The sequence below is a fragment of the Nitriliruptor alkaliphilus DSM 45188 genome (genome assembly GCF_000969705.1).
GTDB lineage: Bacteria > Actinomycetota > Nitriliruptoria > Nitriliruptorales > Nitriliruptoraceae > Nitriliruptor > Nitriliruptor alkaliphilus.
Genome location: NZ_KQ033901.1, coordinates 1,546,765 through 1,570,617, shown reverse-complemented (window position 1 = coordinate 1,570,617; position 23,853 = coordinate 1,546,765). Strand labels below are relative to the sequence as shown.

The following is a 23,853-nucleotide window of genomic DNA, read 5'->3' as shown; positions in this document are numbered from 1 at the left end:
GCGCTGCGGCGGGCGCTGTTCGCTCACCGTCGCTCCCGCTCTCCGTGGCCGCTTGGACACGGTTCGCGCGCCCCGGCTACCGTCCGCCCCCGAACGGCGCCCTCGCGTCGGTTTCCGCCTGCCTGCGGCCTACCGGGTCGCCGCCTGCCGGGCTCCTGCTTCCCCCTGCCCGTCGATCTCATCCCCCTGCTCGTCATCTCTCTGGAGGATCCGTGGACGCCATCACCTACATCCCACCCATCGCGGGGGTGATCGGGCTCGTCGCCGCCGTGGTCATGTACCGCGCGATGATGCGCTACCCCGCCATGGAGGGAGCCCCGAGCCAGATCGCGGAGATGATCCGTGCCGGGGCCAAGACCTTCATGCGGCGCGAGCTGCAGCTGATCGCCATCGCGGTCGCGCTGCTCGCGGTCGTGCTCGGACTCTCCCCGCTCGGACTGGTCACCGCGACCTCGTTCCTGGTCGGTGCCGTCGCCTCCGCAGCCGCCGGCTACCTCGGGATGATGGCCGCGACCCACGCGAACGTGCGCACCACCACCGCGGCCCGCGACAAGGGGATGAACAGCGCCCTGACCGTCGCCTTCTACGGCGGCTCGGTCATGGGCCTCGTGCTCGCGTCGCTCGGCCTCGTCGGGCTCGGCACGCTCTACCTGGTCTTCGGCACCGACCCCGAGACCGCTGAACACATCCACGGCTTCGCCATGGGCGCCGGTGTCGTCGCGCTCTTCTACCGCGTCGGTGGCGGCATCTTCACCAAGTCCGCCGACGTCGGCGCTGACCTGGTCGGCAAGGTCGAGGCCGGCATCCCCGAGGACGACCCGCGCAACCCCGGCGTCATCGCCGACAACGTCGGCGACAACGTCGGTGACGTGGCCGGCATGGGCTCCGACATCTTCGAGTCCACCAACGGCGCCACCATCGCGACCATCGCGCTCGCCAGCGTCATGGTCGTCGACGCCGGCACCGACGCCGTCGACATCGGTGGCTCGCTCGTTCCCGGTCTCAGCCTGATGTCCCTGCCGCTGATGCTGAGCGCGCTCGGTCTGTTCTGCTCCATCGCCGCGATCGGCGTCGTGAAGGCCGCCTCTGGCAAGTCGCCGGCCCTCGCGCTGCGCCTCGGCACCTTCGCGGCGGCCGGCGGCTTCGTCGCGCTCGCGTTCGTCCTGATGGCCGCGATGGACGTCGGTGTCGGCACCTGGTGGGCGACCGTCGTCGGCTCCGTCGGCGGTGTCATCATCGGCCTCTCGACCGAGTACTACACCGCCGGGAAGCCCATCCGCGACATCGCCAAGTCCGGCGAGACCGGCCCAGCGACCGTCATCATCTCGGGGCTGTCGATCGGTATGCAGTCGGTGGTCATCCCGATCATCACCATCTCCGGGATGATCTTCATCGCCAACGCGGCCTCCGGGCTCTACGGCGTCGGTATCGCCGCGGTGTCCATGCTCGCCACCGTCGCCATGACCATGGCGATCGACGCGTACGGCCCCGTCGCCGACAACGCCGGAGGTATCGCCGAGATGGCCGGGCTCGGCAAGGAGACGCGTCACATCACCGACTCGCTCGACGAGGTGGGCAACACCACCGCGGCGATCGGCAAGGGCTTCGCGATCGGCGCCGCGGCGCTGGCCGCCCTCACCCTGATCAACGCCTACATCGCCGTCGTCGACGACCGCATCGACGGTTTCGCTCTGGCGCTCTCCGACCCGCAGGTCCTGATCGGCATGTTCCTCGGTGGTGCGCTGCCGTTCCTGGTGGCGTCCATCACCATGACCGCCGTCGGTGACGCAGCCTTCGAGATGATCGAGGAGATCCGCCGCCAGTTCCGCGACATCCCCGGCCTGCTCGAGGGCAAGGCCGTGCCGGACACCGTCCGCTGCGTCGACATCGCCACCAAGGCCGCGACCAAGAAGATGATCCTGCCGGCCGCCATCGCGGTCATCTCCCCCGTCGCCATCGGCTTCGGGTTCGGCGCCGCGGCGCTCGGCGGGATGCTCGGTGGCGCGCTCATCGCCGGTGTGCTGCTCGCGCTGACGATGGCCAACGCCGGGGGCGCGTGGGACAACGCCAAGAAGTACGTCGAGCAGGGCCACCACGGCGGCAAGGGCTCCGACACCCACGCCGCCAACGTCGTCGGTGACACGGTCGGTGACCCGCTCAAGGACACCTCCGGCCCGTCGATGAACATCCTCATCAACGTGATGGCGATCGTCAGCCTCGTCATCGCGCCGCTGCTCACCAGCTGATGCGCAGCGCGTAGTGCCGCTGCCGGAGGGCCCCGCCACGTGCGGGGCCCTCCGCGTCGGTCCACCACCAGGAGGTCACGTCCGTGCGCACCCGTCTCGCCCCGCTCGCCCTCCTCCTGGTGCTCGCTGCGGGCTGCGGCGACGACGAGCCCCGCGACGAGACAGGTCGCGTCACCGTCGGCGACGTGGCACTGGCCACCCCCGAAGGGTGGGAGCGCATCGACGAGCCCGCCCAGCCACCCCTCCTCGCCAGCACCCGCTTCGTCGATCCGACCCGGCGCCTGCGCCTCGTGCAGGTGGTCGTCGGCTGCGACCCAGCGGGACTCGACGCGCTGGTGGGCGCCGTGGGTCAGCCGCGCGGCGAGCTGGTGGTGACCGGGGCGCGCGAACGGACGACGGCGCCGGAGATCCCCGGCCTCGACCGCGTCCGGCGTGTCACCCTCGACCTCGGCTCGGGCCGGGAGGGCGAGGACCCCGACTTCGTCACCGAGGCCCTCTACGGCCAGCGAGGTGACGCGCTGGTCCTCATCGAACTCAACGCGCCGGCGGCCGCCCTCGGGGTCGACGCCGACGCCGTGCTCGACTCGGTCGTCGTGGACGGCGACGTCCTCGCCGACCGCTGCGCGGGGTAGCGTCCTCCCCTCAGCACCGGTCGAGGCGGGAGCGTCCGTGGAGAGCGTGTTCGAGCAGGTCGCGGCCGTGCTCGCGGTGTGCGTGGTCGCCGGCGTGCTCGCCACCTTGCTCCGTCAACCCCTGATCGTCGGCCTGATCGCGGCAGGCATCGCCGTCGGTCCGCAGGCGCTCGGACTCGTCGAGGGGTCCACCGAGATCGAGCTGCTGGCGGACATCGGCATCTCGCTGCTGCTGTTCGTGGTCGGGCTCAAGCTCGACGTGCGACTGGTCCGCAAGCTCGGCCCGGTCGCGTTGCTCACCGGCGTCGGTCAGATCGTCTTCACGTCCGCCTTCGGGTTCCTGATCGCCCTGTGGCTCGGCTTCAGCACCGTGCCCGCCGTCTACATCGCCGTCGCGCTGACGTTCTCGTCGACGATCATCATCGTCAAGCTCCTCACCGACAAGCGTGAGCTCGACGACCTGCACGGGCGGATCGCCCTCGGTTTCCTGATCGTGCAGGACATCGGTGTCGTGCTCGCCATGATCGCGATCACGGCGGTCGGTGACGGCAACGGTGACCTGACCGGGGAGTTCGTCGGCGTCGTCCTGCGCGGCGCCGTCCTCGTGATCGCCGTGGTCGTGCTCGCGCGGTACGTCCTGCCGCGCACGGTCCACCTGCTCGCGCGGCAGTCGGAACTGTTGATCCTCTTCGCGGTGTCGTACGCGGTCGCCATCGCCGCCGGCGCGGTGCTGCTCGGCTTCAGCGAGGAGGTCGGCGCGTTCCTGGCCGGCATGTCGCTGGCTTCCTCCCACTACCGCGAGGCGATCAGCGGGCGACTCACGACGCTGCGCGACTTCCTCCTGGTCTTCTTCTTCATCGACCTCGGCACGCGCTTCGAGCTGTCCGCCGCGCTCGACCAGCTCGGACCGGCGGTGCTGTTCTCGCTGTTCGTGCTGATCGGCAACCCCATCATCGTGATGGTCATCATGGGTGCGCTCGGCTACCGCAAGCAGGTGTCGTTCAAGGCCGGCCTGACGGTGGCTCAGATCAGCGAGTTCTCGCTGATCCTGATCGCGCTCGGTGCCGGCCTCGGTCACGTCGGTGACGACGTCGTGGGCCTCGTGACCGCGGTCGGGCTGATCACGATCTCGGGTTCCACCTACCTCATCTACGGTTCCGACGCCATCTACCGCCGGATCGAGCCAGCACTGCGCATCTTCGAGCGCGCGCAGCCAACGGCCAACATCGACGTCGCCGAGGACCGCCCGGAGCCGGAGTTCGTGGTGATCGGGCTCGGCCGGTTCGGACGTACCGTCCTCGAAGAGCTGCGCGACGGGGGCGATGCGGTCCTCGGTGTCGATTTCGATCCCCGCAGCGTGCAGTCGGCCGGCTGGGACGTGCCGGTGGTCTACGGCGACGCCGAGGACCCGGGGCTGCCCGAACGACTCCCCCTCGAGCACACCAGGTGGGTGATCAGCACGCTCCGCTCCGTCGACGCCAACCTGCAGGTGCTGCACGCCTTCCAACACCACGGCTACGAGGGCCGCATCGCGGTCAGCGCCGACAACCCCGACGACGAGGCCCTCCTGCGCGCCGCGGGCGCCGAGCTGACGATCCGGCCCCTGCACGTGGCCGCTGGCCCGCTGCTCGACCGGATCCACGAGCGCTACCGCTGACCACCGACGGTGCAATGCGTGGGATGGCGCCCCCGGACCCCACAGCATCACGGCGGTTCGCGCCACCCTCGTCTGGTGACGCCAGCCTTCGACGGTGACGCCAGAACGGCGTTGGACCGCCGTCTGCCGTCACCGTCGTCTTCTCACGTCACCGAGCGACCCCGACGGCCAGTGGAACACGCCCGGCGACGGGCGGACCGGCGGGACCGCCGGCGACGGATGCCGACGATCCTGTATCCAGCAGCTGCGGGACTCAGGTGGCTTCGAGCTCGGCGACGGCGTCCTCGATGTGGTCGATGAGGCGCTGCACACGGGGGAGGGCGGTCCGGTCGGCGGTGATGCCGAACTCGAGGCTGCCCGCGTAGCTGACCAGGGTGATGTTCAGCGCGTACCCGTCGGCGATGGCCGACAGTGGGTACATGCCGGTCAACTGGGCACCGTTCCAGTAGAGCGGCTCACGCGGACCGGGGACGTTGGAGATGACGACGTTGAACAGGGGACGTTGGCCGACGCCGACCCGCAGCACCTGACTGGTGGCCATCGGCGCCAGCAGCAGTGCCGCGTACTCCACCAGCTGGGTCTGCGACATCCCGGCCAGACGCGCCTTCCCGGCGCTCATCGACGCCTTGACCCGTTCGAGCCGCTCGACCGGTTCGCCGACGTCGGTCGCCAACGACGCCAGCATCATCGAGACCGCGTTCGCGGCGTCGTCACCGTCGGACGTGCGGATGGACACCGGCACGAACGCGACCAGCGGATCGTCGGGCAGCGCATCGTGGCTCTGCAGGTAGGCCCGGAGCGCACCCCCGCAGACGGCGAGGACCACGTCGTTGACGGTGGCGTCGTACCGCGTCGCGATGCCGCGGAAGCGGTCGATGTCGTAGGACTGGGCCACGATACGGCGGGCAGAGGTCGTCCGGACGTTCAGCATCGACCTCGGCGCGGCGTACGGGACCACCTCGGGCCCGCCGGACGCACCGGCGACGACCTGGGCGCCGAGCTTGGCGACCGTCGTCGCGGCGCCGAGGCCCTCCCGCACCGACGTCGCGACCAGGTCGAGGGCCTGCTGGACCACGCTGGTGTCCAGGCCGTCACGTCGCCGCCGAGGCCGCGGTGGGGTCGACCACGGTGGTGGCATGTCGCGCTCGTCGGCGTCGGTGCTCAGCGCGTGCGTCAACTGCCGCATGGCGCCGACCCCGTCGATCATCGCGTGGTGGACCTTGGTGTACAGGGCGATGCGGTCGCCCTCGACACCCTCGATCAGGACCGCCTCCCACAACGGGCGGTGGCGGTCGAGCAGGCTGCCGTGCTGCTGCGAGACGTACGCGAGCAGCTCACGGATCCTCCCGGGGGCGGGCAGGGCCACGTGGCGCACGTGGTGCTCGAGGTCGACCTCGTCGTCGACCCACCGGAACCGGCCCGCGCGGCCGTAGGGCCGGGCCAGACGCTGATCGAACGGGTGCTGCACCGGGGCGTCGGCGGATCGCATCGCGGCGCGCACGTCCGCCGGCTCGAGCCCCTGGGGCAGGTCGAACAGCAGCAGGCCACCCACGTGGAACGGCCGCTCGCGGCTCTCACCGATGAGCCAGATGATGTCCGACAGCCCGAGTGCGGTCACGTCCTGCTCCTCCCCGCCCCGTCCGGGACGTCCACCGTGGCGTGTCTAGCAGGCGGCGCTTCGCGAGCGGTCGGCGGACGGCAGCGGCCGGTCAGCGGTTCAGCCGCCCGAGCGCGACGACCCACGGGCGGCGGCGGTCCAGGATGGGATCGGGCCGAACCTCGACCGACAGGTCCGTGAGCCCGTGGGAGGCCATCAGTGCCTCGACCTCGGCTTCGACGGCCGCCGACACGTACACGCGGCCGAGCACCTGGTCATCGACGGGTTCGAGGTCGGCGTCGCCGCGCAGGCACGAGAAGTAGACCGGTCCGCTGGCCACGAAGGTCAGCAGGTGCGCGAACGTCGGCCGCCACGCCGATCGGGGCAGGTGGGTGAACGCCGAGGACAGCCACAACCCACCGAAGGAGCGCGGGCGGAACGGGGGGTCGTCGAGCGGCGCACGCACCAGGGGGTGGCGAGGCAACAACATGCGGGCCTCGGCGAGCGCCCCGGCTGACAGGTCGAGACCCACCGGGTGCACCCCACCGTCACGCAGCAGGCGCAGGTCGTTGGCCGGGCCGCAGCCCGCATCGAGCACGAGCGAGTCCCGCTTGGCCATCGCCGCGAACCGACGGACGTCGGCGACGGGTCGCCGCAACCGCAACGACGCCTGGTACGCCGCCGCGTGGGCGTCGTAGGCGGCCACGCTGGACAGCGTCCGCTCGTCCAGCGTGGTGCGTTCGTCGGCGGTCAGAGCTCCCCCCTCACGGTGCGTGCGACGGATGCTACGCGTCCAGCACGTGGTCGGGGTCGGCCACCAGACGGAGGGTGGCATCGAGGCCCGTGAGCTCGAACACGTGCCGGATGCGGTCGCTGGTGACGAGCACGGCGAGGTCCCCGTCGTGGGAGCGGGCACGCTTGCGGGCACCGACGAGCACCCCGAGGCCGAACGAGTCGATCATCTCGACCCCGGTGAGGTCGACCAGCACCCGGGCACTGCCGCCGAACTGGATCTCCTGGAGGGTCTGGCGCAGCGTCGGCGCGGTGGCCACGTCGATGACCCCGGTGACGGCAACCACGGTCCAGCCACGGTCGTCTCGGCGGTGGATGCGCATCGGTTCCACGGGCAAGGTGCTCCGGTCAACTGTTCGGCGGCTCGGGGACACTACCGGCGGGTCGCTACCGTCCGGCCGCCACGACCGGAGCCTGACCGACGGACCCGCGCGACGCCCTGGAGCTGCTCGGCGCCACCGCCGCGTCGCAGCGGGGGCTCCGGCGTACCGATGACGACGCCGACGGCCCGGTCGACGAACTGCTGACCCACCTGTCGCGCCTGCCGGCCCGGTCCGGCGACGTCGTCGCCCTGCCGGACGACCTCCCCGCCTCGCTCGTCGCCCGGCTCGAACGTGCGGGCGTGACCACCCTGTGGTCCCACCAGCGCGAGTCACGTGACCACGTCCGCGCCGGCCGCCACACCGTGGTCGCCACCGGGACCGCCTCGGGCAAGTCCCTCTGCTACCAGCTCCCGATCGCCGAGCACCTCCTCGACGACGACCGTGCCGTCGCCCTCTACCTGGCCCCCACCAAGGCCCTGGCGCGCGACCAGCTGCGCGCCATCCGGGCCTGGTCGCTGCCACAGATCCGTGCTGCGGTCGTCGACGGCGACACGCCCGGACCCGAGCGCGACGCCATCCGGCGGACCGCCAACTGGGTGCTGACCAACCCCGACCTGCTGCACCACAGCCTGCTGCCCGACCACCGTCGGTGGGGCGACCTGCTGCACCGCCTCGCCTTCGTGGTCGTCGACGAGGCGCACGTGTCTCGCGGGGTGTTCGGCAGCCACGTCGCCCTGGTGCTGCGGCGGCTGCGGCGGCTGGCCGAACGCTACGGCGCGGACCCGACCTTCGTGTTGACCTCGGCGACCATCGGCAACCCGGCCGAACACGCCTCCGCGCTGACCGGCCTCGAGGTGGAGGCGATCGTCCGTGACGGCTCGCCCCGCGGACCGCTCGACATCGGACTGTGGCAGCCGCCGTTCGACGACGAGACCCGCACCTCACGCCGCTCGATGCTGCGCGAGACCGCCGATCTGCTCGCGGGTTTCGTCGCGGCCGACGTGCAGACCCTGGTGTTCACGCGCAGCCGCAAAGGCACCGAGGTCGTCGCCGTGGCGGCCAAGGAGCGGCTCGCCGACGCCGTCGGTGCGGACGGGGAGCCGCTGGCCGACCGGGTGGCCGCCTACCGGGCCGGGTACCTGCCCGAGGAACGGCGCCAGCTCGAGGGCGACCTGCGCAGCGGGCGTCTGCGCGGGGTCGCCGCGACCGAGGCGCTGGAGCTCGGCATCGACGTGGCGGGCCTCGACGCGGTGGTGCTCGGCGGTTGGCCGGGGACCTTCGCCTCCTTCTGGCAGCGGCTCGGCCGTGCCGGGCGGTCCGGTGGAGCTGCAGCCGGCGTCCTGGTCGCCCAGGAGGACCCGCTCGACCACTGGCTGGTGACCCACCCGGAGGAGTTGCTCACGCGGCCCCCCGAGGACGCGATCGTCGATGCCACCAACCCCTACCTGCTCGGCCCGCACCTGCGCTGCGCCTGCCACGAGGCACCCCTCGACGCCGAGGAAGCACGCCACTGGTTCGGCGACACGGCGACCGGGCTGCTGGAGCAGGACACCGACGCCGGCCGGCTGCGCCTGCGCGGCGGGCGGTGGTACTGGACCTCGCGGAGGCGGCCGTCCGCCGAGGTGGACCTGCGGGCCGCCGGTGGCGCCAACGTCCGGATCGTCGACACCTCGACGGGGGCGTTGATCGGCGACGTCGACGAGGCGCGTGCCCACCGGCAGGTGCACACCGGCGCCGTCTACCTCCACCAGGGACGGACCTACCGGATCACCGAGCTCGACCTCGACCGGCACCACGCGCTGGCCGAGGAGGCCGGACAGCTCGGCTACACCACCCGCCCCCGGTCGGACACCGACGTGACGGTGCTGGAGGCGCTCGAGGGGGCCCAGTGGCAGGACGTCGAGGTGGGCCTCGCCCGCGTCGAGGTCACCACGCAGGTCACCGGCTACGAGGTGCTGCGCCTCGGCTCGGACGAGGTCGTCGAGCGGCACGACCTCGAGCTGCCGCCCGTCGAGCTGCGGACGGTGGCGGTCTGGTACGCGGTGCCCGAGGCGGTCCTCGAGGCGGCTGGCGTCCGACCGGCTGAGGTCCCCGGCTCGTTGCACGCGGCCGAGCACGCGGCGATCGGCATGCTGCCGCTGCTGGCCCTCTGCGACCGCTGGGACATCGGCGGCCTGTCGACCGCGCTGCACCCCGACACGGGCCGGCCGAGCGTCTTCGTCTACGACGGCTACGCCGGCGGTGCGGGGCTCGCGGAGCGCTCCTACCGCCGGCTCGCCGAGCACCTGTGGCTCACCCGCGGGACGATCGCGACCTGCGCGTGCCGTGACGGGTGCCCGTCGTGCGTCCAGTCACCCAAGTGCGGCAACGGCAACGACCCGCTCGACAAGGCAGGGGCCGTCCGGGTGCTCGACCTGCTCCTCGCGCGGGCACCGCAGGATCCTGCACCGCGGTGAACGCGGGTCACGGCCGGGCTCGGTCAGTCGAGCGGGACGCGCAGCCACCGCCACAGGTGTAGCCCGATGGCGGTCATCAGCAGGCCGCCGGCGATGGGGACCGCGATCCGGTCGGGGTCGGTCATCTGGCCGATGAAGGTGTTCCCCGACACGTCCGGTGAACTGAGCAGGACCTCGTCGTCGGCGCCGGGACCGGAGTCACCGGATCCGTCAGCGGTCCGTGGCTCGTCCGCGGAGTAGTCGAGTTCGCCGCGGAAGATGTCGCCGATGCCTGGCAGCTCGGGGATCCCGGAGCCACCACGACCGAGGGAGACCGACGGCGCTCGACCGGACCGGACCCCGCTCGACCGCGAGGTTCGCGACGACGGCGAGGCCTCGGGCGTCGCCCGGTCGTCCGGCGCATCGACCTCATCGAGGTCCGGCGCGGATCCAGAGCGGGGTGAGCCACTGCCGTCCGTGCTGCCGCCGCCGTTCCCGGCGCCGTTCCCGTCGCCACCGCTGCCGTCGCCGTTCCCACCGCTGTTCCCGTCGCCGGGCTGACGCTCGGCGGGATCGACGGGGGGCGCCTCGACCTCGGTGGTCACCGGGGAGGACACGGTCTCGATGCTGCCTTCGCCGTCGACGTCGCGGACGGTCACGACCCGGTAGCTGTGCTTGCCGACCCCTGGCTCGTCGCTGAACGACGAGGCACTCGCCGCGGCCTCGCCCACGGCCACCCACGCGCCGGCGCCGTCGCAGGTACCGGCGCACCGTTCCACGCGGTAGCGGAGGATGTCCGGCTCCGGGGCGCGGCTCCAGGCGAGGCGCACCTTCTCGTCGGAGACGGTGGCCGCCAGACCACCCACGGCGCTGCCCGGGACGCGCAGCGACAGGGTGAGCTTGCCGATGCTGCGGTCACCTCCGATGGCACGCTCGATGGCCCCCTCGAACTCGAAGGTGCCGTTGCGCATGATCGAGCTGCCGAACGGTGCCCCGGTCCGCGGGTCGAGGTCGAAGGCGTAGATCGAGAGGTGGTCGCCGGACTCGCACCCGGCCTTGCACGTCGTGGTGTGCCACTCCCCGCCGGTCACCGATCGCACCCGCAGGCCCGTCACCGGCGGATCGACCCACTCACGGACGACGCGGACCTGGACCTCGGTCGAACCGGTCACCACGCCGTTGCCCGGTGCCTCGACGCGTGCCGTGTAGTCGGCGAAGGCCGCGGTCGGCAGGCACAGCAGGATGATCGCCGCGAGGGCGATCACGTGCGGGAGGCGGCGGACCACGGGCGGCACTCCTACCGAGGGGACGGCGGCTGCTCGTCGGAGGGATAACGACCGGCGCGCTCAGGGGTGACACGACACACCGGATCGGCCAAGCGGCGACCCCCCGATCGTCCCGGAGCGGCGGAGGGTACCCACGGCGCCGGTCCGACGCGGCCGGGTCCGGACGGGTCAGGTGGCCGTCCGGACAGCCGCTTCGAGGTGGGGCTGGTGGGGCTGAAGAGCTTCCACGCGCCACCTGAGTACCTCGGATGGCGTCCTCCGGGCGCTCGGCCGCCGATACGCGGTCAGACGTCGCCGTCCGCCCAGGCGAGCTCCTCGGCGCGCCCCACGCGCACCAGGCTGACGCAGCCGCCGGCTCGCCAGCGTGCCACCTGGCCGTGCGCCCACCGGAGCGCGTCGTCGTCCAGGCCCGATCCGGCCCGGTCGAGGACCACGACGGTCGGCTCGAGGAGCACGGCCCGCGCCCACCCGAGCAGCCGCCGCTCGCCACCCGAGAGGACGCCCGCGGGATCATCCCCACGGCCGGCCAGCCGCGGGACCTCCGCCAGCAGCGTCCGCGCCGCCCGGTGGGAGGTCACCGCCGCGAGGTGGTCGACCAGCGTCACCGCCGGCGCGAGCGGGGGGTCGCCGACCACGACGAGACCCGCGCGGACGCGAGCGGCCGGGGAGCGGTGGGTGAGGCGCCGGCCGTCGAGGCGCAGCTCGTCGCCGGGCGACGCGCGGCGGCGCCCACCGAACCACCGGACCACGACATCGTCGTCGGGCAGCCGGGCGGCGGCGCCCGCGACCAGGTCCAGCGCGAACTCGTCCGAGGCGGCGCTGGGCTGGTCGGTGGGCCGCGGGAGGTGCGCACGGGCGCGGAGGCGGGTCACGGGGCCACCTCCCGCCCGGTCCCGAGCGACACGGTGCGGTCGGCACCGGCGACCACCTCCGGGCGGTGGTCGACCACGAGGACGGCGGCTCCGTCGTCGGCGAGCCCGCGCAGCAGGGGCGCGAGCACCTCGGGGGTGACGTCGGTGGGCTCGTCGAGCAGCGCAACGACCGGTCGGCTGGCTGCCAGACGGACCAGTTGGGCACCCCCCGGCGTCGACGCGAGCCCTCCGAGGATGCTGGCCGCACGCTCGGCGGCGGCAACGTCGGCGTGCCGCAGCGCTGCCGCGGCATCGGCGGCGGCCACGTCGGGAGGGCGCTGCCAGGTCCGGGCGACACCGGCTCGCGCGCGCCGTCGTGCGCCACGGGGCAGCGGCGTCCCGTGCACGGCGACGGTGCCCGCGTCCGGCAGCTGCCCGGCGACACGGGCGAGGAGGGTGGACTTCCCGGCGCCGTTCGGGCCGATCAGGGCGACGACCTCGCCGGCGTGGACCTCGAGGTCGACCGGGCCCGACGGGCTCGACGTCGCTCGGAGCGTCAGGACGGGTCGGGAGGCCGCGTCCGTCACGGACCGACCGGAGGCAGCAGCCGGCACGCCGTCGTACCTGACCGCGGGGGTCGGAGCGGGCAGCAGCGGACGGCCACGGCGGAACGCGAGCAGCGCCAGGGCGAGCGGCCCGGCGACGACCAGCACGGGCCAGGTCCCGATGACGGGCACCAGGGGGAACACGGTCGCCGGCCCCCACACGAGCAGGGCGCCGAGCGCGGGTCCGAGCGGGCCAGCGCCGCCCACGACCGCGGCGACCACGAGGGCGGCCGCCAACTCGAGCCCGTACGCGGCGGGCACCACCGAGCCGTCGACGCTGGCGAGCAGGGCGGCGCCCGCCCCGATGATCGCCCCACCGGCGGCGCCGGCGAGGGCGACGTCCACGACCGGGGACCGACCGAGGGAGGCGGCCACCGCCGGGTCGGCCGTCCCGAGCGCGGCGGCGGCCAGCCGACGCGTCCGCCCCACCCACGCCGCCACCAGGAGGCCACCGGCGGCCAGAGCGCCGACCACCAGCGCGTCGAGCCGGTCCCCCGCCCCGGTGGGCAGCCCGACGGCGTGGAAGCCGACGACCCCGCCCGTGACGTCGAGGGTCCCGAGCACGCGGACGGTGGCGGCGCCGATGGCGAGGGTGGCCAGCGCCCCGAGCTGTCGCCCTGTGCGCCCCTGGACCGCACCGGTGATCGCCCCGAGCGCGCCACCGGCTGCCGCGCCGAGCGGGAGGCCGAGGAGGGCCGGCAGCCCGATGACGGTGGGGAGCACGCCGCCGGCGACCGCGCCCACCCCGGCGGCAGCGGCGACGCCGAGGTCGACCGCACCGGCTCGGGCGACCGTCACCCCCGCACCGGCGATCAGCGCGGCCAGGGCCAGCAGGCGCATCCCCGCGACCGGGACCGGATCGGGCGACGCGGCGACCGCGACCACCACCACGGCCAGCAGCCCGGCGGCCACCGGCGGGCGATCGAGGGCTCGCCGGGCCTGGGCCAGGCGAGCTGGCCAGGTGAGGGCGGGGGGCGAGGTCGTGGTCGGTCCGGTCACCACGCCCGCCCCCAGGCGCGGCGCTGCTGGTCACCGCGGACCAGCAGCGCGCCGACGACCAGCCCGGCGACGGCGACCTCGGCGCCGGCCGCGGGCCACACCGCGCCGCCGAGCACCTCGGCAGCACCGAGGAGCAACCCGCCCGCGACGGCGACGACCGGCCCTCCGACCCCGAGCAGGGTGGCGGCGGCGACGGCCCGGACGGTCAGGCCGCCGGCCTGCGCCGTCCCGATGGTGACGAGGGGGGCAGCGAGCAAGCCGGCGATGACGGCCACGCCACCAGCGAGCCCGAGCGCGGTGGCCCGGACGATGGCCGGTGACCGCCCGAGCGCTTCGGCGGCCGGTGGTGACCCGCCGACGAGCCGCACCAGACGTCCCCACCGGGTGCGGGCGAGCAGGAGCGCGCACCCGACCGCCAGCGGCATGCCGATCACGACCGCGGTCACCACGCGGGGGTCGACGCCCGCGACCGTCGGCAGGTCCAGCAGCGGGCGGGCGACGACCGGGCGGGCGGTGACGGTGCGCGCGACCACGGCGTCCACCACGCCGGCTGCGACGACCAGGCCGACCAGCGCCGGGGTGCCCGTCGGCAGGCGGTCGAGCACCAGTGGACCGAGCGACGCCGACAGGGCGGTCCCGACCGCCACCGCCGCCAGCAGGGCGGCCGGCACCGGCAGCCCGACCGCCGGCGAGACCAGCACGAGGTGGACCAGCACGCCGGCCACCAGGACCTGGCCGACGGCGAGGTGCAGGGTGCGCGTGGCCGCAGCGACGACCGCCACGGCCGCGCCGACGGCGGCGTAGGCGCTGCCGAGCGCGAGGGCGGCTCCGACGGAGGCGTTCACGGGGCTCGGCCCGGGCGGCCGACGGGGCCGGGGGCGTCCGCCGGCGGGACGTAGGTGGGCGGCGGCTCGTCCGCGGCGCCGAGGCGTCGTTCCACCAACCGCCGCAGCGGCCCGTCGGGGACGATGTCGAGGATGAACTCGGCGCTGACCTGCAGCTCCCAGAACTCACGTTGCGCTCGAGGGTCGAGCCGCGGATCGACGTCGTAGATCACGCCGAGCTGGTGGAAGCGGGCGACGTACAGCTCATCGGCGTCCCAGGTCTCACCAGCGCCGAGCTCGTAGGTGCGCAGCAGCCCGTCGTGCACGGTCCCCGGCAGGGCTGCGGCGACGGCCGCGGGATCGCGGCTGTCGGCGCGTTCGACGGCCGCGGCGATGGCGCCGACCGCGTCGTAGCTGGCCAGGGCGACGACGGGGACGTCGACGACGAGGGTGTCCAGGCCGGGCAGCGCACCGAGGCCGAACGCGAGCTGGTAACGGATCATCCAGGTGGTCAGCTCGGGACCGAACCAGGCTTCGCGGAACGGGAACGGCATCACGACGCCCTCGGTCGCGTCGCCGGCCAGCGCCCGGTAGGTGCCGACGAACGCCGACGACCCGACGGCGACCTGCACGTCCCAGCCGAGCTCACGGACCGCGACGGTGGCGCGGGCGGCCGCGTCGGGCCAGCCCCAGAGCAGGACCGCGTCGGCATCGGGCGCCGCCCGGCGCAGCGCAGCAACGGCGGTGGTCAGCTCACCGGCGTCGCCGGCCGCCTCGACGACGGCGACGGGTGGCAGACCGCCGTCCGCTGCGCCGGCCTCGATGGCGGCGCGTGCGGCGGCACCCTCGACCGGGTCGGCGACCAGGACGGCGAGCTGCTCGACGCCGCGTACGCCGGCCAACCAGGAGGCGAGCGCCTCGGCCTGCGCGCGGGCTGACGGCACGATGCGTGCGAGCGGGGTGGCGGCGCCGTCGAGATCGCCGGCGAACGCCGAGGGCAGGAGGGCCGGGACCCCGCGGCGCGACAGCGGGCTACGGGTGCCGATCAGCGCCGCTGGTGACTCCGGCCCGAGGACCGCGGTGACGCGCGCGGTCTCGGCGAGGTCGGCGAGGCGGCGGGGCAGGTCGGCGAGGTCGGCGCTGTCGGTGACCACCAGCTCGACGTCGTGGCCCCGCAGTCCCCCGGCCTCGTTCAGGTCGTCGACGGCGAGCTGGGCACCGCGGAGCAGATCCTCGCCGATGGCGGCCCGCGGTCCGGACAGCGGCGCGACGAGGCCGATGCGGACCTCGTCAGGGGTGCCGGTGCCACAGGCGACCAGCAGGAGCGCCGTCGCGACGAGCAGCGCGGTCAGCGGCCGGGTCAGGCTCAGGCTGCGGCCTGGACCCGCTCGGCGTCGGCCTGCTCGGCGTCGGCCTGCTCGGCGTAGCCCCCGGCCGGCAGCGAGTCGACCAGCTCGGCCCGCACGATGATCCGCTCCTGTGCCGACCCCTTCGGGTGGCAGGACGTGAGCGTCAGCAGCGCCTCGTCGGAGGCGGCGACCACGCCCCAGTCGTCCGGCGTCGTGACCCACGGGTTCTCACCGATGTCGGGATCGGGGTCGCTGACCACGTAACGGTGGTCACCGACCGGCGTGATCAACCAGATCTCGTCGCCGGGCTCGAGCTCGTCGACGCGGTTGAAGGGGCGACCGTAGGTGGTCCGATGGCCCGCGATGCCGACGTTGCCCACCTCGCCCGGCAGGGGAGTGTTGGGGTAGTGCCCGGCGCCGGCGCGGAGGGCGGCCGGGGAGGTGCCCTCGACGACCACGGTGGACAGGTCGATGGCCGGGATGATGATGCGGGTCAGCGGCGATCCGGCCTCGGGCGCTTCCCAGTCGGCGGCCTGGAGGTCGTCGAACTCGCTGTCGAGCCGGTCCTGGACCACCCGGTCGGTGTAGAGGTCGGTGAAGAACGGGTAGGTGAACAGGCCCGCGCCGGCGAGGAACAGCAGGACGGTCAGGCCGGAGACCAGCAGGCGGCCGAGGCGGCGTCGCCGCAGCGCATCGATCACGAACCCCGACGGCGTGGCGCGCCCCGCTCCGAGTTCAGGGTCGTAGACGAACGCCCCGGAGCTGTCAGGGCCCTCCGGCAGGTCCACCTGCGTCACGGCACGCTCCTGGATCGGCCACCCGGTGGTGGCGTACACCGGTCCAACGAGCCACCGCCGCCCCGGTTGCGCCGAGAGTACGACAGCGGTGGCCGGTCCCCGCGGGAACGGGGCGGCGGACATGAGTGCACCCACGCGTGGAGGGCCACCTCGGTCCGAGGTGGCCCTCCGTGGGTCGCGGTTCAGCCCTCGGTCCGGGTCCTCCGGGCGAGGCCGCCGAGCGCCACGAGCAGCAGACCGACCACCGTGAGGTCGCGGGCCCCGGCACCGGTGGTCGCGAGCTCGTGACCCGCAGCGGCGGGCACGGGCGTCAGCGCCGCCCGGTTGTCGCTCACCGGGAGGACGGCCACGTCCTCGACGACGACGTCGCCGTCGTCGGGCCCGTCATCGTCGACCGCACCGTCGTCGCCAGCCGCGCCGTCATCGTCGACCGCACCATCATCGCCAGCCGCGCCGTCATCGCCGACCGCACCGTCATCGTCGCCAGCCGCGCCATCATCGTCGACCGCACCGTCATCGTCGCCAGCCGCGCCATCATCGTCGACCGCACCGTCATCGTCGCCAGCCGCGCCATCATCGTCGACCGCACCGTCATCGTCGACCGCACCATCGTCGTCGCCAGCGGTGCCATCGTCGTCGACCGCACCATCGTCGTCGCCAGCGGTGCCATCGTCGTCGACCGCACCATCGTCGCCAGCGGTGCCGTCATCGTCGCCAGCCGCGCCATCATCGTCGCCAGGCTGCTCGGTGTCGATCACGCCGCAGAACACCAGCAGGTCGATACTGGGACCGGGACTCACGTAGCTGCCGCCGAGAGGATCGGCGACGGCCACCTCGGTGATCGCGCCACCGCCGACGACCACGTGCAGGGCGCCGACGGGCGAGATCGACGTCCACTCGATGCCCGTCGCGTACGACGACCCGTGCTCCGCCACCGCATCGGTGATGACCACGGTGGCAGCAGTCTTGCCGACGAACACGTTGGTGACGTAGAGGTCGCGCTCGTTGAAGTCGAACGTGTCGAGCAGCGGCAGCGGGGCGCACACCTCCCCCGGGGTGGGGTCGGGGGTCGACGGATCGAGGGGCGGCGTGCCCAGCTCGGGTGGGGCGACGCCGCAGAAGTACGCGGTCCCGATGCCAGCGGGGTCGGTGTAGGTACCGGCGTGCGGATCCGCCGGGTACACGACGTCCTCGTCGCCCTCCAGCGACGTGATCCGGAGCTCGGACACCTCGTCGACGGAGGTCCACGCGAAGCTCAGGATGTCGTCCCTGTCAAGACCGCCGCCCTCGACCTCGAGGACCTCGTAGGTGACCCCACCGACGGTCCACGAGGCGCCCACGCTGCCTCCGTCGTCACCGATGTCGTGGTAGGCGAGGACGGGCAGGGAGCCGCATGCCTCCGCGGCAGTGGCGGTCGGTCCGGCGCTGGTCGGGAGCAGCAGCGCGGCCGTCATGACGGCCAGGAGACCGACGCCGGTCAACCGGTGTCGCACGGTGGCGTGGCGGCTGACGTCCGCGTGGTCGCGGTCGTGGGCGATCGGGTTCATGGCGGGGTCCTCGGGTCGCGTGACGGCTCGTCCGTCGCTCGGAGGCCATCCAGCCTGAGATCGCCGACGTCGCCCTGAGCAAGACCTACTCACCATCGGACCGCCGATGCTCAGCTACCGGTGTGCACGAGCTCGGCCTCGGCGCTGGCGGTCACGCGTTGCATGCCGACCCGGGAGATGACCACGCCGCCGACCGGGACGCTGACCTCGACCTCGACGCGGCCGCTGCCTGCCCGGCAGTGGCAGGATTCGACGCGGGCCCGGTTCCGTCCGGCGACCGACCTGGCGACGATGTGCGGTGGGGCGGGCTGCGCCAGGTCCGCCGCGACGGCGGCCAGGGCAGCGGCGTCGGCCGCCCCCTGCGCCCGTGACGCCGCGACGAGGTACGCGCCGACGTCGACCACCACGATCGCGAGGCACAGCCCGCACCAGACCAGCAACAGCACCGGGGTCGCCAGCGCCCCGGATTCGTCGCCCTGCCACCGGCGGTTCACCACGGTCTCCCGTCCTGCTGTGGGGTCGCGTGGGCGCCCGGCCCGGCCGGGGCGATCGGCCCGTGGGGTGAGACCGGGCGGGGTGGGGCTGCGGGTGCCACCGGTCCCCGGGGGGCGGTCGGATCGATCGGCTGGAGCGGGGTGGCGGGACCGGTCGGGCCGACGTCGAGGATCGGTTCGACCCGGGCGACGCTGCGGGCCCGCAGCCGGTGCGTCAGCGGCCCGTAGCGGCGGTGGGCGACCACCTCCACCTCGACCTGGTCGCCGCTGCGGCGCAGCGGTGGCGCCACGCGGACGGTCAGGCGGCCGCCGGCGAGCTCGGGTGCCGCGTCCTGGACCGCCCAAGTGACCGCCTGGTCACCGGCGGTGGTCGACGCGACGCGGGCACCGACCCGGGCGGCCTCCTGGAGCACGAGCACGTCACGCACCAGGAAGCCCGCCGCGAGGACCAGCGCGGCCAGGATGGTCACGACCGGGAGGGTCATGACCCACTCGAGGGACAGGAACCCAGCCTCGCCGGCGGTGCGGCGGGGGCGGGCCGGTCCGCCCCGTTCGGGGCGGACCGGCCGGTGCGCGCGGGTGCGGTTCACCCGGCGACGATGGAGCGGGCGTGGTTGAGCAGCGTGGTGAAGAAGTTGGTGAGCGCGTCACCGCGCGACCAGAGGATGAGCGCGCCGCACATCGTCGCGGCGACCACGGCGAGCAGGCCGTACTCGGCCACGAGCGAGCCATCCTCGTCGTCCGTCCGGCTGCTGTCGGGCAGCGAGGGGACGGCGACGAGGTGCGGCCGCGGGCGCGGCTCGGTGACGGGCGGGTGCGCGGCGACGTCGGTCGTCGCGCGCGTGGGCAGGTGGTTCACGGGTTCCTCCGTTGGGATCGGTTGGTGCGGGATCAGGTGCTGACGACACCGAGGCCCACCTGCACGATCGGCGCACCGACCAGCAGCAGGGTCCCGGGCAGCAGGCACAGGGCGGTGGGGAAGGTCAGCCGGACCGGGAGCCGCTCGGCGGCGGCCAGGACCCGGGTCAGCTCGTCGGCCCGGACGTCCGCGGCGAGGCGCCGCAGCGTCGGACCGACCGGCGCACCGAGCCGGTCGGCGTCGGTGAGCACGTCGGCGAGACGGTCGACGCCGGGCGGCAGGTCCGCCGAGGTGTCGCCGTGCTCGAGGTCGAAGGCCAGGCGCCTGAGCGGTGCGGCCAGGGCGGGCAGCTCGTCGGCGGCGAGCCGGAGCGCGGCGGCTGGTGGGAGCCCGCCCCCGACGGCGGTGGCCGCCAACTCCGCCGCGTCCGCCACGGCCGGATCCGGAGGGGCCGGGCGGGGTCGGCCACGCAGCAGGGCGACACCGAAGAGGACGAGGCCGGCGACGGGGTGGATCGCGACGGCGGCGACGCTGGCACCCACGGTGGCCAGCAGCCGCCGCCCCACCGCGGACGGTGGGCGCGCGGGGGCGCCGACCGCGGCGACCACCCGCCGCGCCGCGAGCCCGCCGACGAGCAGCAGGGAAAGCCCGAGGCCACCGGTCACCATCCCGATCGGGGTGCGGTGGTAGGCGACGAGGTCGATCCCGAACAGGCGTCCGAGGAAGGGCACCAGCAGCAGTGGCGCGACCAGCAACCCGATGGCGACAGCACGGCCCTGCGCCGACGCGACCGCCACGGCACGTTGGGCGCGCCGGGCGTCGTCCTCAGCGTCCGCAGCGGCGTCGAGGGCGGCGAGCAGCGGCGATCCGGCCTCGGTGGCCACGCGGACCACGGTGGCCGTTCGCTCACCGAGCATCGCCACGTCGCCGGGGTCGGCACCCGCCGCGACCCGCAGGCGCACGCGGTCGAGCTCGCGACCGTGGGGGGCAGGGTCCCGGCTCACCGTGACCACCTCACGTGGATGCCGGCACCGTCGCGCTGCAGATCGACCTCGACCAGCGCGGCGACCTGGCGACGTCCGTCCCGGTCGCGATCGAGCGCGACGACCAGGTCGAGCGCCGCCGCGACCTGGGCGCGGGCGGCGTCGATGGGGACACCGGCCAACAGCGCCATGCCTTCGAGCCGGACGATGGCCTCGTCGGCGCCGTTGGCGTGGACGGTGGTCATCGATCCGTCGTGACCGGTGTTCATCGCCTGCAGCAGGTCGGCGACCTCGCGACCGCGGACCTCGCCGACCACCAGGCGGTCCGGCCGCATCCGCAGGGCGTTGCGCAGCAGCGTGGCGACGTCGACCTCGCCGACGCCGTCGGGGGTCGCGGGTCGCACCTGGAGGTGGACGGTGTGGGGGGCGGGGTGGCGCAACTCGGGTGCGTCCTCGATGACCACGACGCGGTCACGGTCGACCTCGGCGAGGAGGCGGGCCAGCAGCGTGGTCTTCCCGACTCCGGCGCGGCCCGCGACCACGAGGTTGCGGCGGGAGGCGACCGCGTCGAGCAGTAGTCCGCGCAGGTCGCCGGGGACGCTGCCGACGGCCTCGAGTTGGTCCCAGGAGGGGACCACGGCCGGCACCCGGCGCAGGGTGAGCGTCGGCCGGGTCGCCAGGGGCGGCAGGATGGCGTGCAGCCGGACACCGCCTGGCAGGACCGCGTCGGCGTAGGGGTGCGCCCGGTCGAGGCGGGTCCCGAGGGGGCCGAGGACCCGGCGCAGCACGCCGAGCAGGTGGGCATCGTCGTCGAAGCGCACGGACGTCACCGTCAGCCGGCCGTCACGCTCGACGTGCACCTCGTCGGCGCCGTTGACCATCACGTCGGTGACCGCCGGATCGCGCAGCAGCGCCTCGAGCGGACCGAGGCCGCCGAGCTCGTCGACGAGGTCGCGGACCAGCCGGGCCCAGACGTCGGGGGCGGCGACGACGCCCTCGGCGGCGAGGGCCCGGGCGATGGCACGCCGCAGGGCGCTGCGATCGCCACCGCCGGCGAGGAGGTCGTCGTCCTCGCGGAGGCGTCGGGCCACCGCGGTCCGCAGGCGCCCGTCGACGACGGTCGCGTGCTCGGTGGTGCGGTCGGTGGTGCGGTCGGTGGCTGGCACCGGTGCTCCGGGTTCCCCGCCCCCACGGGGTGCCCGCGTCGCGGGCGTGTCAGGTCGCGCGGTGGGTCAGCCGGACGGACCCGCCGGCACGAGCGGGAGCAGCGCCCGGACCGCCCGGCCCGGCAGGGCCGCGGGGACCCGTCCGACCAGGGCGGCGCGGGCGATCCGGTGCGACCACGGCAGGTCCACCCGGCGGCGTGCTCCGACGGCAGCGGTCAACGCGCGGGGGGCGACGGGGCCGTCGCCGACCACGACCACCGCCGCAGCCGCGGTGCGTTCGAGCGCGGCGGCGCCGGCGGCGTCCGGCCGCAGGACGAGCACGTCGACCTCGTCGGCGACGCCGAGATCGAGGACGGCGGTCGCCACCGACGGGTCGCTGACCGTGGCGTCGAACGGCGGGCTGCTGGTCCGCACGGCCCGCGCGCCGGGGACACCTTCGATCGCGCTGGCGCGGGACCACAGGTCGGGTGCCGTCAACGCGCTGGGGTCGATGCCGGGCGTCCCCGAGGGCAGGAGGACCGCGTCACCGCTGGTCACCAGCGTCGGCTGGCCGCGCCAGGCCGCCAGCCCCGCCAACGCGAGCGCCACGGTCGTGGTGCCGACCCCGCCCGCTGCGCCGCCGACCCGCAGCAGCGCCGCGGAACTCGTCGCCCGTCGCGGCGCCGAGGTGGCGGCCAGGACGATGTCGACCAGCACCCCGTCCTCGTCCGGCCAGGGCACCACCGCCGTCGGCTGCAGGCGGAGGCAGGCCGATGCGGCGACGGGTGCGGCGTCGTCGGCGGCGACCAGCAGGACCGTCGGCGTGCCGTCCCCGGCGGGTGCCGCCACGTCAGCGAGCCGCACCACCGGAGGCACGAGCGCGGCGGTCGCCTCGTCAACGGCCTGCCACCCGTGGGCCTCCACCGCGCGCCGCACCGCCTCGGCAGCCCGACCCCGCAGATCGAGGGCCACCGGCACCGCCGCCAGGGGTGTGGTCGGCGGTGTGAGGTCGGCGAGCGTGTCGCCAGCGGTGGGGTGGGCGGCGAGAGTGGTCACGGGCACCTTCCGGGTCAGCGGTGTCCGCACGGTACGAGCGCGCGCAGCCGACCTCGGATCGGGTCGCGCTCGGCCTGTGGACGACGACGCCGAGGACGGCTACCTCGGCGGTTCGGCCCGGTCGGTAGGGTGCCGCGATGGCCCCTCACGACGTCCCGATCACCATCCGCACGGCGACCGCCGCCGACGCCCCGCTCGTCCTGCGCTTCATCCGGGAGCTCGCGGACTACGAGCGCGAACCTGACGCCGTCGTCGCGACCGAGGACGATCTGCGCAGGACCCTGTTCGGGGACGCGTCGACCGCTCGAGCCGTGATCTGCGAGTGCGCCGGCGAGGCGGCCGGCTTCGCGGTGTTCTTCCCGACCTTCTCCACGTGGCTCGGGCGAGCCGGCCTCCACCTGGAGGACCTGTACGTCGCCCCGACGCACCGCGGACTTGGGGCGGGACGCGCTCTGGTCGCCCACCTCGCGAACCTGGCCGTGGCCGAGGGCTACGGGCGTCTCGAGTGGGCCGTGCTCGACTGGAACACGCCCTCGATCGACTTCTACGAGGCGCTCGGTGCCGCCCCTCAGACGGAGTGGACGACCTACCGCCTCACCGGCGAAGCGCTCACGGCGCTCGCGGCTGAGGTCGTGGCACCGGCCTGAGCTGGCCCCGCAGCGAAGGTCACCCGCCGGCGACGCCAGCCTCCAAGGTGGCCTCGACGAGGTCGACCAGCTGATCGTCCGACAGCTCCGCGTAGGTCCCGATCTCGAGGACGCCGTCCCCGAAGCCGACGTAGATGACGCCCTCCTCGGACGCGACCTCGGCCCAGACGCCGAGCCCGCCGACCGACCGACCGAACCCGTTCGGACCGGTGTCGACCACGTCGAGGCTGATGTAGACGGCGGTGCCGGTTCGGAACTGCGAGTCGTCGCCGGTGTACTGGCAGGTCAGCGGCGTGGGGTCACCGGCTGCGGGACCGCTGAACCCGGTGATGTCCACGCCCGTGATGGCGATGACGGTCGCCTCCGACGGGCACGCCAGGGGTGGCCGATCCGTCGCTCCGTCCGCGTCACCCAGGTCATCCGGGCCGTCGGGGTCGTCCTCGCCATCGGCGAGCGGGTCCGGCTCGTCGAGCGCTCCTGCTGCGCCACCGCCATCGTCGTCGCCCTCCGCTGCGGCTGGATCGGCCGTGACGGGATCGTCGTCGCTGCCGCAGCCCATCAGGGCCAGCGCCACCGCACACACCACGACCCGCGTGATCATCCTCACGTGCACGCTCCTCACCCACCTCGGCAGTCCGGACCAGCGCGGAAGCCTGCCCGCGCGGCTCGGCACCGACCGACCCGTCCCTGCCAGTGCACCTGGACGGGGTCAGGTCGCACGCTCGACGG

At 74.2% G+C, this 23,853-nt stretch carries 22 protein-coding genes; 5 read left to right on the top strand and 17 right to left on the bottom strand.

All coding sequences use genetic code 11. From position 1 onward, the window contains the following. Nucleotides 1-212 precede the first annotated feature (212 nt). From NITAL_RS07440 to NITAL_RS07430, 3 genes are all read left to right on the top strand, one after another. Complete coding sequence (locus NITAL_RS07440; protein WP_052665467.1) at nt 213-2,246, top strand: sodium-translocating pyrophosphatase; 2,034 nt, start codon at nt 213-215, stop codon at nt 2,244-2,246. A gap of 83 nt (nt 2,247-2,329) precedes the next feature. Next, nucleotides 2,330-2,878 (top strand): hypothetical protein, encoded by a 549-nt coding sequence (locus tag NITAL_RS07435; protein WP_052665466.1) that lies wholly within the window; start codon nt 2,330-2,332, stop codon nt 2,876-2,878. 37 nt (nt 2,879-2,915) lie between these two features. Beyond that, nucleotides 2,916-4,535 carry a cation:proton antiporter gene (locus tag NITAL_RS07430; protein ID WP_052665465.1) on the top strand — a complete coding sequence of 540 codons (1,620 nt, stop codon included), beginning with the start codon at nt 2,916-2,918 and terminating at the stop codon, nt 4,533-4,535. 253 nt (nt 4,536-4,788) lie between these two features. Here the strand turns inward: NITAL_RS07430 and NITAL_RS07425 are convergent, their stop codons facing one another. The 3 genes from NITAL_RS07425 to NITAL_RS07415 form a co-directional block, all read right to left on the bottom strand. Then, nucleotides 4,789-6,153 (bottom strand): WS/DGAT/MGAT family O-acyltransferase, encoded by a 1,365-nt coding sequence (locus tag NITAL_RS07425; protein ID WP_052665464.1) that lies wholly within the window; start codon nt 6,151-6,153, stop codon nt 4,789-4,791. A 91-nt stretch (nt 6,154-6,244) separates the two neighbouring features. Further along, a complete protein-coding gene (locus tag NITAL_RS07420; protein WP_169786768.1) occupies nt 6,245-6,838 on the bottom strand; it encodes a class I SAM-dependent methyltransferase in 594 nt (197 codons plus the stop codon). A 79-nt stretch (nt 6,839-6,917) separates the two neighbouring features. After that, a complete protein-coding gene (locus tag NITAL_RS07415) occupies nt 6,918-7,247 on the bottom strand; it encodes an STAS domain-containing protein (protein ID WP_052669506.1) in 330 nt (109 codons plus the stop codon). A gap of 116 nt (nt 7,248-7,363) precedes the next feature. Between NITAL_RS07415 and NITAL_RS07410 the strand changes: the two genes are divergently transcribed. Beyond that, on the top strand, nt 7,364-9,703 hold the full coding sequence (locus NITAL_RS07410) for a DEAD/DEAH box helicase (RefSeq protein WP_157041691.1): 2,340 nt from the start codon (nt 7,364-7,366) through the stop codon (nt 9,701-9,703). A 23-nt stretch (nt 9,704-9,726) separates the two neighbouring features. Here the strand turns inward: NITAL_RS07410 and NITAL_RS27105 are convergent, their stop codons facing one another. The 13 genes from NITAL_RS27105 to NITAL_RS07340 form a co-directional block, all read right to left on the bottom strand. Continuing rightward, entirely contained in the window at nt 9,727-10,968 is a 1,242-nt protein-coding gene (locus tag NITAL_RS27105; protein ID WP_052665461.1) for a hypothetical protein, read from the bottom strand. Between the two features lie 284 nt (nt 10,969-11,252). Beyond that, nucleotides 11,253-11,840 carry a P-loop NTPase family protein gene (locus NITAL_RS27100; protein ID WP_052665460.1) on the bottom strand — a complete coding sequence of 196 codons (588 nt, stop codon included), beginning with the start codon at nt 11,838-11,840 and terminating at the stop codon, nt 11,253-11,255. Next, nucleotides 11,837-13,423 carry an ATP-binding cassette domain-containing protein gene (locus tag NITAL_RS28455; protein WP_281175522.1) on the bottom strand — a complete coding sequence of 529 codons (1,587 nt, stop codon included), beginning with the start codon at nt 13,421-13,423 and terminating at the stop codon, nt 11,837-11,839. The genes NITAL_RS27100 and NITAL_RS28455 overlap by 4 nt, the downstream gene beginning before the upstream one ends. Further along, nucleotides 13,420-14,268 (bottom strand): ABC transporter permease subunit, encoded by an 849-nt coding sequence (locus NITAL_RS07390; RefSeq protein WP_052665458.1) that lies wholly within the window; start codon nt 14,266-14,268, stop codon nt 13,420-13,422. Before NITAL_RS07390 ends, NITAL_RS28455 begins: the two co-directional genes overlap by 4 nt. Further along, nucleotides 14,265-15,527 carry an ABC transporter substrate-binding protein gene (locus NITAL_RS07385; RefSeq protein ID WP_281175593.1) on the bottom strand — a complete coding sequence of 421 codons (1,263 nt, stop codon included), beginning with the start codon at nt 15,525-15,527 and terminating at the stop codon, nt 14,265-14,267. The genes NITAL_RS07390 and NITAL_RS07385 overlap by 4 nt, the downstream gene beginning before the upstream one ends. Nucleotides 15,528-15,613: 86 nt before the next feature. Further along, on the bottom strand, nt 15,614-16,393 hold the full coding sequence (locus NITAL_RS07375) for a class E sortase (protein WP_169786767.1): 780 nt from the start codon (nt 16,391-16,393) through the stop codon (nt 15,614-15,616). Nucleotides 16,394-16,575: 182 nt separating this feature from the next. Continuing rightward, on the bottom strand, nt 16,576-17,940 hold the full coding sequence (locus NITAL_RS07370; RefSeq protein ID WP_052665454.1) for a hypothetical protein: 1,365 nt from the start codon (nt 17,938-17,940) through the stop codon (nt 16,576-16,578). A 110-nt stretch (nt 17,941-18,050) separates the two neighbouring features. Continuing rightward, nucleotides 18,051-18,434, bottom strand: a complete 384-nt coding sequence (locus tag NITAL_RS07365; RefSeq protein ID WP_211262258.1) for a pilus assembly protein TadG-related protein — start codon at nt 18,432-18,434, stop codon at nt 18,051-18,053. Next, nucleotides 18,431-19,024, bottom strand: coding sequence for a TadE family protein (locus NITAL_RS28890; RefSeq protein WP_052665452.1), 594 nt, complete (start codon nt 19,022-19,024; stop codon nt 18,431-18,433). Before NITAL_RS28890 ends, NITAL_RS07365 begins: the two co-directional genes overlap by 4 nt. Further along, nucleotides 19,021-19,293: a hypothetical protein gene (locus NITAL_RS07355; protein WP_052665451.1), complete on the bottom strand. Its 273-nt coding sequence runs from the start codon at nt 19,291-19,293 to the stop codon at nt 19,021-19,023. The genes NITAL_RS28890 and NITAL_RS07355 overlap by 4 nt, the downstream gene beginning before the upstream one ends. Before the next feature lie 32 nt (nt 19,294-19,325). Further along, a complete protein-coding gene (locus tag NITAL_RS07350; protein WP_052665450.1) occupies nt 19,326-20,297 on the bottom strand; it encodes a type II secretion system F family protein in 972 nt (323 codons plus the stop codon). Then, nucleotides 20,294-21,442: a TadA family conjugal transfer-associated ATPase gene (locus NITAL_RS07345; RefSeq protein ID WP_052665449.1), complete on the bottom strand. Its 1,149-nt coding sequence runs from the start codon at nt 21,440-21,442 to the stop codon at nt 20,294-20,296. The genes NITAL_RS07350 and NITAL_RS07345 overlap by 4 nt, the downstream gene beginning before the upstream one ends. A 66-nt stretch (nt 21,443-21,508) precedes the next feature. Continuing rightward, nucleotides 21,509-22,477 carry a hypothetical protein gene (locus NITAL_RS07340; protein WP_052665448.1) on the bottom strand — a complete coding sequence of 323 codons (969 nt, stop codon included), beginning with the start codon at nt 22,475-22,477 and terminating at the stop codon, nt 21,509-21,511. Nucleotides 22,478-22,614: 137 nt separating this feature from the next. Between NITAL_RS07340 and NITAL_RS07335 the strand changes: the two genes are divergently transcribed. Continuing rightward, nucleotides 22,615-23,124, top strand: a complete 510-nt coding sequence (locus NITAL_RS07335) for a GNAT family N-acetyltransferase (RefSeq protein WP_052665447.1) — start codon at nt 22,615-22,617, stop codon at nt 23,122-23,124. A gap of 19 nt (nt 23,125-23,143) precedes the next feature. Here NITAL_RS07335 and NITAL_RS27910 read toward each other — a convergent pair whose 3' ends face one another. Beyond that, a complete protein-coding gene (locus NITAL_RS27910; protein ID WP_052665446.1) occupies nt 23,144-23,731 on the bottom strand; it encodes a hypothetical protein in 588 nt (195 codons plus the stop codon). Between the last annotated feature and the right edge of the window lie 122 nt (nt 23,732-23,853).

Excerpts from the sequence above, each read along its gene's own strand:
- NITAL_RS07415 (WP_052669506.1), bottom strand. The coding sequence starts at position 7,247 with ATGCGCATCCACCGCCGAGACGACCGTGGCTGGACCGTGGTTGCCGTC.
- NITAL_RS07370 (WP_052665454.1), bottom strand. The coding sequence starts at position 17,940 with ATGAACCCGATCGCCCACGACCGCGACCACGCGGACGTCAGCCGCCAC.
- NITAL_RS07335 (WP_052665447.1), top strand. The coding sequence starts at position 22,615 with ATGGCCCCTCACGACGTCCCGATCACCATCCGCACGGCGACCGCCGCC.